Here is a 14,117-nt window from a genome sequence, read left to right on the forward strand (position 1 = left end):
ATCGTGCTAGCATTTACTCAAGTACCGATCACGGAAGTAACCGCTTGCTTCCATCCGTTCACATAACATGCTCTCTTCTTATAATCCATAGAAGGATTGAATGTGGAGTTCTCTGATTGAACAGGAATTTCCGTAAGGGAATCCCAAAAACCGATTGCCAGACCACCCATGTAAATCGATCCCATTGCAGAGAGTTCAGCTACTCCTGATCGACGAACACACTTCCCAAGAATATCCGTTTGAAATTGCATCAATATATCGTTATCAGTAGCTCCTCCGTCAACACGAAGTTCGCGCAAACTATTGTCCGAAACTGACTGCAAGAGATCTATGGCATCATTGACTTGATAAGCAATGCTTTCGATCGCTGCCCGAATGATATGGGCCTTACCGGTTCCCCTGTTCATCCCTAGTATTGCGGCACGTGCATCTGGGTTCCAATAAGGTGCGCCCAAACCTCCGAAAGCAGGCACAAGATAGACTCCCTCGCTGTCAATAACCTGTTTAAGAATATTGTCCATTTCTTCATAAGTTGCGAACAATCCCAGATTATCACGAATCCACTTAATACTGTCCCCAGTCGTACGGATAACCGCTTCCAAAGCATAGATCACCGTGCCGCCCGCTCCCCAGGCAATGGTAGTAACAAGTCCCTCTCCCCCATTGATCGGCTGCTCCCCTGTATTCATCATGATAGAGGTCCCGGTCCCATAAGTAGCTTTGGCAGTTCCGGATTCAGCGCATAAATGACCGTAAAGTGCGCCTTGTGAATCTCCGATAATACCCGAAATCGGGATCCTCTCCACAAATAATTCATGATCTGCTGTATATCCGAACAGGCTATCCGAGGATTTGACTTCTGGCATCAGCGAGAGAGGCACGCCAAACACATCGGCAAGTTCCTCATCCCAAGAAAGGTTATGGATATTGTACAAGGAAGTACGGCTGGCGTTGCTGTAGTCCGTTGCGTGAACCTGTCCGCCAGTCAACTTCCAGATGAGCCAGCTATCCATATTTCCTGCCAGCAATTCGCCTTTACGCAGCATTTGGTCAGTGTCTTCCGTATGATCTAAGATCCATTTGAACTTGGTCGCCGAGAAGTAGGGATCAAGCATAAGTCCTGTTTTGGCCCTAACCACGGGCTCGAGGCCGGTCTCCTTAAGTCCAGTACAAACATCTGCAGTGCGTTGGCATTGCCATACAACAGCGTTGTATATCGGCAAACCGGTACGCTTATTCCACACTAACGCCGTCTCACGCTGATTGGTAATGGTCAGTGCAGCAAGCATGGACGGCTCAACACCAGCCTGATTCAGCACAAGCCTGGCAGTCAGCTTAACATTTTCATAAATCTCCAGTGGGTCATGCTCCACCCATCCGGGCTTTGGATAATACTGTCTATGTTCCTTGGCAGCGCGGGAAATGATGTTCCCATGATGGTCGACTAAGAGTGTTTTCGTGCCCGACGTGCTCTGGTCGATCGATAGAATATACTTTTCTTGCATCTTCATATTTCCCGCCCTTTATTTCTTAATCAGTTCCAACGCAACCTGCTTCAGATTCTCGCTGGTAATTCCGTAGTGACGGAACACTTCCGCCGTTTTACCGGCAATAGCCGGTTCATCTGGAATACCGATTACCTTCATCGGCACAGGGTGGTTCTGCACGACAACTTCCGCAACCGCTGCACCCAGTCCTCCGTAAATGCTGTGTTCTTCGACTGTAATAATTCCACCTGTCTCCTTGGCAGCGGCAATGATTGCCGCATCATCTAACGGTTTGATCGTATGCATATTAATCACCCGGCAGGTAATTCCTTCTTCCATCAGTCGATCCGCTGCATCTAGGGCAACACGCACGGTTTCCCCAACCCCGATAATCGTCACATCTTGACCTTCCCTCATGGTCACCGCTTTCCCGATTTCAAAGGGATAGTCATCCGAATCATATACATCCTCAACCGCATTCCGGCCGATTCGCACATAAGCTCCTCCATCGTACTTCACAAGCGCTTCTGTCATTTTCTTAGTCTCATGGCGATCGGAAGGAAGTATGATCGCCAAACCCGGAATTGCTCTAGCTACAGCAATATCTTGGACCGAGTGGTGAGACATCCCCAGCGCTCCGTAACTCACACCACCACTAATGCCGATCAGCTTTACATTCGTCTGTGAATATGCAACATCCACCTTTACCTGTTCAATGCTACGCATGCTAAGAAAACAGGCTGGGGAAGTTACGAAGGGCTTCTTCCCGCTGTGGGCAAGACCGGCCGACATTCCTACAATGTTCTGCTCAGCGATACCTACTTCCACAAACTGTTTCGGAAAAGCTTTGGCAAACGGCGCCATCGCCGCGGAACCACGCGAATCACTGGCCAGTACCATAATATCGCGATCATCCTTAGCCAGTTCAAGCAAAGTTTCACAAATCACTTGTCTATTAGGTATGTTGTTCATTGCTAATGCACCAGCCCTTCGTTCCGGAATTGTTCTATAGAAGCTTTAAGCTCCGCATGAGCGGTAGCCAATTGTTCATCACTCGGCACATGATGATGCCATGAAGGAACATTCTCAGCAAATGACACACCTTTGCCTTTAACTGTGTTCGCAATAACAAGGGTAGGTTTTCCTGATACAGTTGGAGCTTCACGGAAGGTTTTCACCAGCGATTCCATATCATTTCCATCGATAGATACCACATTCCAGCCAAAAGCAGCCCACTTGTCTTCCAATGGCTCAAGACCCATAACTTCCTCTGTGGTCCCACTGATCTGCAACCCATTGCGATCAATAATGCCGATTAAATTGTCCAGCTTATAATGAGCGCCTGACATGGCAGCTTCCCAATTTGAACCTTCCGCCTGCTCTCCGTCACCCATTAAGCAAAATACTCGGTACGAGAGACCATCACGTTTGGCTGCAAGCGCCATTCCGACAGATATAGGTAGCCCATGACCAAGCGCACCGGTATTCATTTCAATGCCAGGTACCTTATTGTTGGGATGGCCAATCAAACGGGTGCCAAATTGACTGTACGTTTCCAGTTCTTCTTTGGGGAAGAAACCTTTGTCGGCGAGAATACACCAGATTGATTCCACAGAGTGGCCCTTACTGGCAATAAAACGGTCACGATTCTTCAACTTCGGCTGTGCTGGATCAATATTCATAATTTCATAATAAAGTGCTGTTAAAATATCGGTGTTGCTAAGTGATCCACCTGTATGTCCCGTCTTCGCTCGGTGGATAATGGTAAGCAAATCCATACGTATTTGCGCTGCTTTGATTTTTAGCTCCCGAATCTCCATGTTGTCCTCCTCGATAAAAATAATGATGAATGCTTGAAAACACCTATTAATTCTTCTGGAACGCGACGAATCCAATCTTTCAACTAGACCAGAATATTAGAATGTGAAGTACGCGCCAAATCAGAGCCTCTTAACCATCTTTGAATTTCCTGTTCGGTGGGATCGACTGGATCCGGTGTCAGACCCGGAATATAATTACAAGCCTCATAGATAGCTGGAATGACATTGGCGTGGATGCCAACCGAATGATGAACATATGGCCCCTTCACAAGCCTTTCCTCCCAAAGCGGCCAATCGTTTACTTCCACCCACACATAAGAACCTCGGGTATAAGGTCCCTCAATTCCACGGGCACGTCCAAGGAACATAGAGTATTCGCCATGGTCACCGTCAAAACGGGCAATTGTCATATCTCCCCCCCTTATCTGACCCTCGTGAGTTCCCGGTGCATGGTCATCGAACAGGAAATGCTTGCGGAGCCTCGGCGTTTGTTCCTTCGAAAGCGAGACCGGGAAATTCCCACAGTGAAACAACAGCTCTCCGTTATCATTTTCCGGGTGACGAACAGTGATATCGGCAAAGAAAGTCGGCATCTCGTTCATGGCTCCAGCTTGCACCATAATCGAGGTTATTGCCCCGTGAATATCCGTTTCACAGGTTACAGGAATCTGTTCATCGGTGAGAATAGCATTCGCCAAGCACGGCATAATGGATAAGCTTTCCTGTAGCGCTGACCAACATTGGATGGCAATAGCACTGCTACCGGTCTCCTGAGCAAAAGATTTCATTGCAACTTTCAACGCGGCTATTCGTCTTACATCCTCTTCAGTTACTTCACTGTAATCGAGCTTTGCTTTGATATAATCGATCGTTTCCATAAGTGCCGAACTGTTGCTTGAGGCAATCTTCTTTGTACGCAGATGAATGTCAACCAAGGTAATCGGATGAATCTCAATACCGAAACGCTCTAACAGTTCGCCTTCATTACACATCATCGTCCAAAACGAAGCTGGACGTGGACCAATCTGTAGAATGCGCAAACTCTTGAATTGACGAACTACATTGGCAGCAGCAATAAAGTTAGTAAAACCGCGTTCAAATACAGGATCAGTAACCCAGCTGTTCGTAATATAGGTAAAAGGGACGTTAAAACGGCGAAGCACCTTCCCGGTGGCAAAAATACCACACTGGGTATCGCGCAGGCGCATTCCATCGGCTAGAGGAGCTTCATCACGAGGGCCCCAGAGTAGTGCAGGTTTCCCCAGCTCCTTTGCTACGCGAGCCACTGTATCTTCAGTACCAAAATTACAGTGTGGGAAAAAGACAGCATCCACTTCCTCCTCTTTAAAGCGCTTAGCAATCAGATCTGCATTAATATGGTCATCATAAAGCAGCCCCTCCTGGTTGAGACCTTCCAGATCGACAATTTCGATATCCATGCCGAAGCTTTCAATTTGTTTGCGAATTTCCACCTTGTACTTGAATGCGTCCTCAGCACTAAACGTAAATCGACGTGTTGGTGCATAACCAAGTTTTAGCTTTTTCATAAACTAACGCCTCCTCTTTCACTTAAGTTAAGATCTAAAGTAAAGCAAAATAAACTTAACAACTAAAACATACATATAATCGATCTTCTTCTCGCTCAAATAGTACCATTCATCCCGGAACAGGTCAATCAATAGTTTAGTTATTTTTAGCGTATATTAACTTAACAATAAACTAAACTAATGTTTTTTCACTTAAATAAGTTCTTTATCACTTGATTAACGAACTAAAATAATATAAACTCAGTTTATTGTTTATATAAATTAATGAGAGCGGAGAATATAACAATGAAAATGGAGGACATTGCTAGATTAGCGAATGTATCGAAAGCGGCCGTGTCTTTAGCCTTTAGCGGTAAGCCGGGGATAGGACCAGAAACTCGTGAGCGTATTCTCCAAATTGCCCATGAATCCGGATATAAACCCAAAAATAGAACAACCACATCAAATTCAAAGTCTACTAATTCTTTGCTTTTCCTTGTGTTTACAAACTCTGGAATTGTCTTGGAGGAATATTATCAGCAGCCTTTTTTTAAAGAACTGATTCACTTTGTCGGGGAGCGTTGCCGTCAAAAAAATTACGAGCTTATTTTTTCAACTATAGATATGGAATCTTTTGAGCAGGGCATTGAAAATTTGGCCAAGGAGAACCGCAGTGACGGGGTGATCGTGCTTGGAACAAATCTAACAGAAGAGCAAATCTCGGTTATCGGAGAACGGATATCAAATTTGGTCGTGCTTGATACTTGCTTTGAAATACTGCCTGTTTCATTCATACAAATTAACAATGTGATGGGTGCATATCATGCCGGCAAATATCTTATTAATAATGGACATACCTCCATCGGGTACATTGCTTCAAATGTCCGAATCCATAATTTTGATGAACGGGAACGAGGATTTCTTAAGGCGTTAAATGAACATCACCTTAGCATCTCCGATGAATGTAGACTCTCGGTTGCTCCAACAATACTAAGTTCACAAGATGCTTTAAAGAAGCAACTAAGCACCTATATGACAAGCGGGCTTCCATTACCTACCGCCTGGTTCTGTGAATGTGATTATATTGCAATAAGCGCGATGAAGACCATGTTTGAACTAGGCATTAAAGTTCCTCAGGAATGCTCCATTATTGGATTTGATAATATAACCGAAGCCATGGTAGTAACGCCTGAATTAACGACCGTTCAAGTTGAGAAAGAGAAAATAGCAGCTCATGCAGTTGACTTACTAACTGATAATATTGAACAAGGTGAGAATCTTAAAATTAAAATTATGGTGGATACCACATTTATTGAACGTAATTCCTGTGTCCCTTTACCAGTTAACTAAAGCATTTATATACAAAAAGGTACCTACACACGAAACACTATTTAGTGTCCCGTGTGTGGGTACCTTTTTAATTTTTCACACTGCTTCAATAAGCATATTGCTCATCTAACATTATATTAGCACCGACGATTGATCCGACTTGAGTATAAGTGAACTCTTAACTAATTTGATTTCTGTCTTTTCAGCAGTAAACCACATAGCATTAACGCCACAAAAATCACAAGTAATAAGTACCATAAATTTTTAAACTGAAATCCATTATTCAAGATCAATTGATATCCCCAAGAAGCAGGAAATATTTTTCCTATAACCTCAAGAGCTTTAGGAAGTAAGTTAATCGGAAACATAATTCCAGATAACATAATAGACGGTAAAAATATCAGTTGTGCTATCATTGTTAGCTTTGCTTGATTTTTAACCACTAAACCTAAAATACTTCCAATACTTAAAGATACGGCAATATAAATGGCAAGTGCCGCAAAAAATAAGGGAATATTGGTCGGTAGCGTGGCATCAAAAGCGATAGGTGCAATCAGAAATATAATAACACACATAATCATCAAATGGACAAATGCTGAAATAAACATAGATACCAAACCGAGATATAGTGGCACTCCATTAGCTTTGTAGACTTTCTTAATGTCACTTCCGTATGTTTCAATAAGAGAAGGCGGCAAACCTATGAACGCTCCCATTGACACGCCCATCACAACCATTGACTGTATGAGGGTATGCTTCATTTCTGGAGTTATTGAAGTAAATATACCACCCATAAGAGCAAAAAATATAAGCGGTACTATATAACAAGTAACCAACAACGATTTACTTCTTATATCTAATTTCCATTGTAATGATACGCCATATAGAAAAGCACTCATTCCTCCGTCCTCCTTGCTATTTCAATAAAATGTTGTTCAAGTGTACCTCTGTCCACTTTAATATCTAACACCTCAACATTTTTTTGTTTTAAATCTTCAAGTAAAGTCAGCAACATATCTACAATTTTGTCAGTTTCAAAGATTTCGTTCCCATGTTCCGTTTTTATATGAATGGCGTATCGTTTGCTTATTCTGTCAGTTAATGCTGAAGCAGTACCGCAAAATACGATATTTCCGTCATTCAAGATAGCAATTCTATCACACAGCGCTTCAACTTCTGCCATATCGTGACTTGCCAAAATGATTGTTTTTCCATGCGCTCTTAGTTTGCGAATTTGGTCGTGAAGTGATATTCTTCCTTCTACATCAAGTCCTGCTGTTGGCTCATCAAGGAAAACAATATCTGGATTATTGATTAAGGAAAGAGCAAGGTGTAAACGTCGTTTTTGCCCTGTTGACAGTTCAGCATATTGCTTTTTTAATTCGTTGATACCGAGAGCTTCAAGCATAGAATAATCTATTTGGGTTTTGTTCCATTTTGCAAATAATTTCACTGCCTCCATTGGTTTAATGTGAGCAGGCAGAGAGGATGATTGTAACTGAATACCCATTTTACCATTTATCGTGACGTTTCCATTGTCATACTTTCTCAAACCCTCAATACATTCAAGTGCGGTTGTTTTCCCTGCACCATTGACACCGAGCAAGGCAAAAATTTCGCCTTTTTTAACGTTAAAATTAAGCCCTTTGAGTACGGTATGATTGCCGTAACTTTTCTTTAATCCGCTAATTTGAATCGCATTAGTCATTTCGTTTCCTCCCCAAATGGATTAACACCCAACTTCGAAAAATATATTTCTAAAGCAGGCTCAAGATAGGTATTGGCAAGTGCTTGCTTTTGTTCCCACTCATTCTTTGTGCCGTCAAAGTTACCTATTTCCATTAGTTTGGGCAACATACTCATATCTCCGTTAGTAAATTCTATAATCATATCCCAATATTCTTTGACAAGATGTTGGCTCCTTTCACTTTCGGGTGGTACATTATCTTTTTGCAGTTGCATTACTTCATCACTCAGCCGATTGAATTTATTCATAAAAGCCAAACCACTTTCTTTATCAAAACGATCACGGATATGGTCAAGGGTTTCATCATCAAAATGTTTAATGAGATAATAAAATTCGTTTTTCATTTGAAGATTAACAATAATGTCCGCATATTTTTTGAAATCTACCGTCTGAATCTGCAATACTTCTGCTTTTAATTTTTCAATCTCTGTCAAAGAGTCCGCCAAAGCTTCAATTTTTCTTCGTATATCGGTAGCTTGTTCGTTTAGTGCATTAGCAACTTCCGCCGGAGTATCAAGAGAAATTAATCTCCCTCTGATGTCATCCAATGAAAAGCCAAGAGATTTTAATGATAGAATTTGATGGAGCTTAATTAAGTCCTTATCTGTATAAAGCCTGCGTCCACCGTCGCTCACTGCTGAAGGAGAAAACACTCCCTCTTTATCGTAATATTGCAAGGTGCGAATGGTAATTCCAATTTTCTTTGCAACCTCGCCAACTGTCATATAGCCTTCTGGTATCGCTCTGTATTTGCCCATATTGATTACCTCCTGTTTCATATTCTAACTCATTACGCTACGTCATAAGAAAGACCTTTTTCTCAATTTTTCCATTTCCATATAGTAAAAGCAGAAGAGACTTCTCCCTGCCACCTTTGTCTTATGCGTAAATAATTTCGCTGTTCACCATCTCCATCGCACACGTCCGTATGTAAAGATTCGCTACGGCACGTTATGGTTGTATAACGATTATGAGTATTTAGATGTACCTTCGAGAATAACTGTGTTTTATTGCGAGTTTTTCAACGAGGTTCCTTTTCCCTGAACAGATGGGGTTTACAGCCTTGTCGAAAAACCAGAGTGTCCGGTTTATGCTCTTTTTTTACTATAACAAAGTTTGAATTCAGTTTGTGGTAATGAATAGATACTGGTTGAGGGTAAGATTCATACGGGAAATGCCGCTCCATCTTTCTGCTAGGCTTGGATCCAATAATACGATTGAAATTTCGACTCCTCTTGTCAGTTAAAGTGAACTCCAAAATCAAAAAAACCCAAACCATCAAGGGTTTGGGCTTTGACATTAACATTCAATTTATGGTGACATTTTATATGACAAAACTAATTACAGCGAACAATATCCACAATGTTCTTTATTTCACCTCAACACACCTACGAGCACTTGCTATATCCGCAGTTGCTGCATGTTTTACAGCCCTCAATGTTGATAAGTGATGCGCCACCGCATGATGGGCACAAATCACGAGAGGTATTCATACCACTTCCCTGTAAGTTTCCTACTGAGTTATTAGCATGATCTTCGTGATGATCAATTGTAGCCGCTACAGGTGCGGAGTCATGATCCGCATGAGGTCCAATCTGCACATGAGTTTCCAACGCTTTGGCCACAGCATCAGCTATGGATTCCACACGATTCACACCAAATCCAATCGCTCCGGATCCCCCAATACCTTTCAAGTGCTTGATCAATAATTCTACCTTGTGACCATGATCGCCATAGCGTAGGAACAATGAGCACACTCGCCCTAAAGCTTCCGCCATAGCGAATACATCTGAACCTGCCTTCCCAACATTCAGGAAGATTTCACTCGGGATACCACCCAGATCGTTAATGGTAATGTACGCCATACCAAACGGAGTATTGATTTTATACGTAGCCCCCCGGAGAACTTGAGGACGTTTTTTATATTGCTTATCTAATGCTCCTTTATCATCAACCTCTGTATTCACAGATAATGATTGCGTGAAGTTCTCTACCTGAGCTTGTTCTGCAACTCCATCCGTTGAAGGAACTTCTGTTGCTACAGCTTTCTCTTCCTTCTTCTCTGTTTGCAATACCTGTACATCACGGCTACCATCGCGATAGATAGTTACCCCTTTACAACCAAGGTCAAATGCCAATTCATAGAGTTCCTTCGTTTCTTCAACAGTGAAATCCGCTGGGCAGTTCGCTGTTTTCGAAATTGAACTGTCCACCCAACGCTGAATCGCAGCTTGTGTACGGATGTGATCCTTAGCCGATAAATTCATCGCAGTTACATAATAATCAGGAAGTTCTTCGCCTGGATGAGCATCTAGCCAATCTTGAGCAATCGGTACAAACTGCTCATCGAAACCAAGACGACTCTGACGATAATATTTGAAAGCGAAATAAGGTTCAATTCCTGTAGAAGTTCCCACCATCGTGCCCGTACTACCTGTCGGTGCTTGTGTAATGAGCGTTACGTTACGGACACCTTTCTCACGCACAGCTTCGCCAACTTCAGGATACTCTTCGCATAGTACCTTCATAAACCCACTTTGTAAATACGGATCAGCTTCAAATGCTGGGAATGCTCCCTTCTCTTCCGCTATCTCAGCGGAGGCTAGGTAGGCTTCTTTGGCAATGAAACCATATAGTTTATCCAAAAACTCCAATGATTCAGGACTACCATAACGGATATGCAATTTAATCATCAGTTCAGCGAGACCCATTGTCCCTAGACCAACGCGGCGCTCTTTCTTCTGATTCTCCTTATTCTCTTCGAAGTGATAAGGAGTCCGATCAATAACATTATCCAAGAAACGAACGGAATATCGTGTTGTTGTCGCTAGGTCATCCCAATCAATGTCGTGTTTCTCTTCATCATAGAACTTAGACAAATTAATAGCTGACAGATTGCAGACACCCCAACCAGGTAAACCCTGTTCTCCACACGGGTTTGTACAGATGATCGGATTGAAGTACCAGCTGTTAGACATTTGGTTGTAATACTCCATAAATACAACGCCTGGCTCGGCCGATTTCCAAGCAGATTCAATAATCGTATGCCAGATCTCACGTGCTTTAACTGTACGATAATGAACTACCTTGCGACCCGCAGCCTTCCATTTATCGAGATCGCCGTCCCATACCTCGTTGTAATCCTCTTCTGTTGTATCCGGGAAGACGAGATCCCAATCGAGGTCCTCCTTGACAGCTTTCATAAAATTGTTACTTACGCAGACCGATAAGTTTGCATTCGTTACTTGTCCCATACTTTGTTTGACCGTGATGAAATCGAGTATATCCGGATGCCAATCATTCATCATCAGCATTAGTGCACCACGTCTGCTTCCACCTTGCTCTATCAGGCCTGTCGTGTAGCTGAACAATCCACCCCATGACACCGCACCGCTAGAAGATCCATTCACGCCTTTTACTATGGCACGGCGAGGACGGAGCGAACTAAGATTGATCCCTACACCACCACCACGAGCCATAATCTCCGTCATTTCTGACAAAGTTTCCATAATTCCCCCGCGGCTATCCTTTGGTGAAGGAATGACATAGCAGTTAAATAGGGTCAATTCATCGCTCGCTCCTGCACCTGCAGCGATTCGTCCACCCGGAACTAATTTCCAATCATCCAAAATGTAACGGAACTTCTCTTCCCAATCCTTCTGAAGTTCTGGGGTTTGTTCAACTGATGCTATAGCGGTAGCCAGACGATCCCACATTTCCTCAGGTGTTTTCTCTATATTCAGCGTCAGCTTCTCTACATCAGATTCCACCAATTCGCCTTGGCGAGTCTTGACGGTAACCTTACGTCCTTCGCGAGCAACGATTTCCCCAACTTCCTTTGTCGGAAACTTCGGATCATCTTTAGTAAGTACGAGAACAACGTCCCCTACCTTTGCATGACTTGGATCAGCGTCTTTCCAAGCGTAACGGTCCAAGAAGATTTTCTCACTTAGGCCTTCTAATTTTTGCTTCTGCTGTTTATTCAAAAAAAACACCCTCCTAAAAGTTTTGTGAGCGTTGCTTCCTGAGTAATCTTCGTACAAAACTACCTCGAAAGCATACGCCTAAGTTTTGTGAGCGTTGCTTCCTGAGCAATCTTCGTTCAAAACTACTCCGAAAGCATACGCTTAAGTTTTGTGAGCGTTGCATCATGAGTCTAACTTTACATCAAAACTAACTCTGTGATTGCATGCGTTTAAGTATCTATAAGTATTTTAACAATAAATAAAGATCACCATATATTGTGTGCGAGTACTATTATACTATACTACATATCGATATTACAGCCTGTTTTGAGAAAAAAACATACTTAAATTCGACAAATTAATCCCTACCTTAGACACTGGAAATCTTTAAAGTTATGAACTTCCTCTTTTTCGTCCATACTACACCTACATCTGCAAGAATACGCAATTACTAATGGAGGTTTATTACCATGTGTCCTCATCCCCCAAGACCTGCTGTAAATTCGACAAGTCCGATCCCAGTTTCTGTTGAATTCGATCATAGCTGGTTCGAAGATCTCGAAACTCGCCTAAATAAAGGCGGCCCTTGGGACGATTGGAAGTTATTCAACCTAGCTGCACAAGCAGAGACTGCTTCACTGGTCACTAGTTTTGACGAGATGCTATGTCTTCAACATCTGCAGAACGTGACTCCATTACCACATCAGACCGAAACCGCACGTAAAGTATTATTCGAAATGCGGGGCCGCGCCATACTAGCCGATGAGGTTGGTCTTGGTAAAACAATCGAAGCCGGAATGATTCTGAAAGAATACTTCCTTCGCGGCCTAGTACGCAAAGTGCTTATACTTGTACCCGCCTCACTGGTTCTCCAGTGGGTGCGAGAGTTAAATCAGAAATTCGGTATTCCAGCCGTTGCGCAGAAAAAGGAGTATTCTTGGCAGAATGACATTGTTGTAGCCTCAATGGATACAGCCAAACGCAATCCTCACAAAGATATTTTAATCAATGGTGAGTACGACATGGTTATCGTTGACGAGGCACATAAACTCAAGAACAAGAAGACCACTAATTATCAATTCATGTTACAACTACGAAAAAAATACTGTCTACTACTTACCGCTACTCCAGTGCAGAACGATCTGGGCGAATTGTTCAATCTTATCAATCTACTCAAACCAGGTCAACTCGGAGGATCGAATGATTTCTCGGCTAATTTCGTCGTCGATAAACGGATTCCAAAGAACGAAGGTCAATTGAAAGGTGAACTCGCTAAAGTTATGATTCGCAATCGGCGTGGTGACGGCGAACTAGATTTCACCAAGCGGATCGTTCGAAATGTTCACGTTGAACTTTCTGATGAAGAGAAGAAATTATACGATGGCGTCACTTCCTTTGTCAGAGATCAATATCAGGCGGCAGGTGGTAATCTTAGTAGTATGCTTTCACTTATCACTCTTCAACGCGAAGTGTGTAGTAGCCGGGATGCCGTGTTTGTAACACTCGTTAATTTATCGAAGAAATTACCTCTAGATTCTCCGCTTCGGGAAAGAATATGGGGACTCGTAGACATCATTAAGACCATTCAAACGAATAGTAAAGCTGAAAAAACAATGGAGATCATTCAAGGAATGAACGAAAAAGTGATCATCTTTACCGAATACCGTGCCACTCAAGAATACTTAATGAAATATTTCAGAGACCGTAATATGACTGCAGTTCCGTATCGTGGTGGAATGAACAGAGGAAAGAAAGATTGGATGATGGATCTCTTCCGTGGACGGACTCAAGTTATGATTGCCACCGAAGCTGGCGGTGAAGGTATCAACTTACAGTTCTGCCATCAGATGATCAATTTTGATTTACCCTGGAATCCTATGCGCGTAGAACAGCGAATCGGACGTATACACCGATTAGGCCAAGAGCATGATGTCATGATTTACAACCTATCCACCCAAGGGACGATTGAGGAGCATATTCTCAATCTTCTGCACGAGAAGATCAACATGTTTGAGATGGTAATCGGTCAACTCGACGTGATTTTAGAGCGCTTCGAGAAAAAAGAATCTTTGGAAAAAAGCATCTATAAAATACTACTGGAATCTCAAGATGACCAAGAAATTGCCAGTCGCGTGGATTCCCTTGGCCGTAGCATTCATTCCATCAAGAATGAGTTAGATAATGAGGAATTATCCGTTACTGATAATGGTAGCGATTTCAAACAATTGCTAGGAGGTTAACAT

Annotated in this window: 10 protein-coding genes; 2 read left to right on the forward strand and 8 right to left on the reverse strand. The window is 42.7% G+C overall.

The features are described from left to right. Nucleotides 1-17 precede the first annotated feature (17 nt). From glpK to EJP82_RS09950, 4 genes are all read right to left on the reverse strand, one after another. Nucleotides 18-1,511 carry a glycerol kinase GlpK gene (glpK, locus tag EJP82_RS09935; protein ID WP_127191895.1) on the reverse strand — a complete coding sequence of 498 codons (1,494 nt, stop codon included), beginning with the start codon at nucleotides 1,509-1,511 and terminating at the stop codon, nucleotides 18-20. A gap of 12 nt (nucleotides 1,512-1,523) precedes the next feature. Then, the gene (locus EJP82_RS09940) at nucleotides 1,524-2,459 is read right to left on the reverse strand and encodes a transketolase family protein (protein WP_127191896.1); all 936 of its coding nucleotides are present in this window, start codon (nucleotides 2,457-2,459) and stop codon (nucleotides 1,524-1,526) included. 2 nt (nucleotides 2,460-2,461) lie between these two features. Continuing rightward, nucleotides 2,462-3,307, reverse strand: a complete 846-nt coding sequence (locus EJP82_RS09945; protein WP_127191897.1) for a transketolase — start codon at nucleotides 3,305-3,307, stop codon at nucleotides 2,462-2,464. Nucleotides 3,308-3,390: 83 nt separating this feature from the next. Continuing rightward, nucleotides 3,391-4,854, reverse strand: coding sequence for an L-fucose/L-arabinose isomerase family protein (locus tag EJP82_RS09950; protein WP_127191898.1), 1,464 nt, complete (start codon nucleotides 4,852-4,854; stop codon nucleotides 3,391-3,393). A gap of 285 nt (nucleotides 4,855-5,139) precedes the next feature. Between EJP82_RS09950 and EJP82_RS09955 the strand changes: the two genes are divergently transcribed. Then, nucleotides 5,140-6,183, forward strand: a complete 1,044-nt coding sequence (locus EJP82_RS09955; RefSeq protein WP_127191899.1) for a LacI family DNA-binding transcriptional regulator — start codon at nucleotides 5,140-5,142, stop codon at nucleotides 6,181-6,183. 161 nt (nucleotides 6,184-6,344) lie between these two features. Here EJP82_RS09955 and EJP82_RS09960 read toward each other — a convergent pair whose 3' ends face one another. The 4 genes from EJP82_RS09960 to EJP82_RS09975 form a co-directional block, all read right to left on the reverse strand. After that, nucleotides 6,345-7,061: an ABC transporter permease gene (locus tag EJP82_RS09960; RefSeq protein ID WP_127191900.1), complete on the reverse strand. Its 717-nt coding sequence runs from the start codon at nucleotides 7,059-7,061 to the stop codon at nucleotides 6,345-6,347. Further along, entirely contained in the window at nucleotides 7,058-7,870 is an 813-nt protein-coding gene (locus EJP82_RS09965) for an ABC transporter ATP-binding protein (RefSeq protein WP_127191901.1), read from the reverse strand. Before EJP82_RS09965 ends, EJP82_RS09960 begins: the two co-directional genes overlap by 4 nt. After that, nucleotides 7,867-8,667 (reverse strand): MerR family transcriptional regulator, encoded by an 801-nt coding sequence (locus EJP82_RS09970; protein WP_211350073.1) that lies wholly within the window; start codon nucleotides 8,665-8,667, stop codon nucleotides 7,867-7,869. The genes EJP82_RS09965 and EJP82_RS09970 overlap by 4 nt, the downstream gene beginning before the upstream one ends. 630 nt (nucleotides 8,668-9,297) lie before the next feature. Next, complete coding sequence (locus EJP82_RS09975) at nucleotides 9,298-11,895, reverse strand: adenosylcobalamin-dependent ribonucleoside-diphosphate reductase (RefSeq protein WP_127191903.1); 2,598 nt, start codon at nucleotides 11,893-11,895, stop codon at nucleotides 9,298-9,300. Nucleotides 11,896-12,344: 449 nt separating this feature from the next. Here EJP82_RS09975 and EJP82_RS09980 point away from each other — a divergent pair, with 449 nt between their 5' ends. Next, nucleotides 12,345-14,114: a DEAD/DEAH box helicase gene (locus EJP82_RS09980; RefSeq protein WP_127191904.1), complete on the forward strand. Its 1,770-nt coding sequence runs from the start codon at nucleotides 12,345-12,347 to the stop codon at nucleotides 14,112-14,114. Nucleotides 14,115-14,117: the final 3 nt, after the last annotated feature.

The sequence above is a fragment of the Paenibacillus anaericanus genome, from assembly GCF_003994475.1.
GTDB lineage: Bacteria > Bacillota > Bacilli > Paenibacillales > Paenibacillaceae > Fontibacillus > Fontibacillus anaericanus.

Excerpts from the sequence above, each read along its gene's own strand:
- glpK (WP_127191895.1), bottom strand. The coding sequence starts at position 1,511 with ATGAAGATGCAAGAAAAGTATATTCTATCGATCGACCAGAGCACGTCG.
- EJP82_RS09940 (WP_127191896.1), bottom strand. The coding sequence starts at position 2,459 with ATGAACAACATACCTAATAGACAAGTGATTTGTGAAACTTTGCTTGAA.
- EJP82_RS09945 (WP_127191897.1), bottom strand. The coding sequence starts at position 3,307 with ATGGAGATTCGGGAGCTAAAAATCAAAGCAGCGCAAATACGTATGGAT.
- EJP82_RS09950 (WP_127191898.1), bottom strand. The coding sequence starts at position 4,854 with ATGAAAAAGCTAAAACTTGGTTATGCACCAACACGTCGATTTACGTTT.
- EJP82_RS09955 (WP_127191899.1), top strand. The coding sequence starts at position 5,140 with ATGAAAATGGAGGACATTGCTAGATTAGCGAATGTATCGAAAGCGGCC.
- EJP82_RS09960 (WP_127191900.1), bottom strand. The coding sequence starts at position 7,061 with ATGAGTGCTTTTCTATATGGCGTATCATTACAATGGAAATTAGATATA.
- EJP82_RS09965 (WP_127191901.1), bottom strand. The coding sequence starts at position 7,870 with ATGACTAATGCGATTCAAATTAGCGGATTAAAGAAAAGTTACGGCAAT.
- EJP82_RS09970 (WP_211350073.1), bottom strand. The coding sequence starts at position 8,667 with ATGGGCAAATACAGAGCGATACCAGAAGGCTATATGACAGTTGGCGAG.
- EJP82_RS09980 (WP_127191904.1), top strand. The coding sequence starts at position 12,345 with ATGTGTCCTCATCCCCCAAGACCTGCTGTAAATTCGACAAGTCCGATC.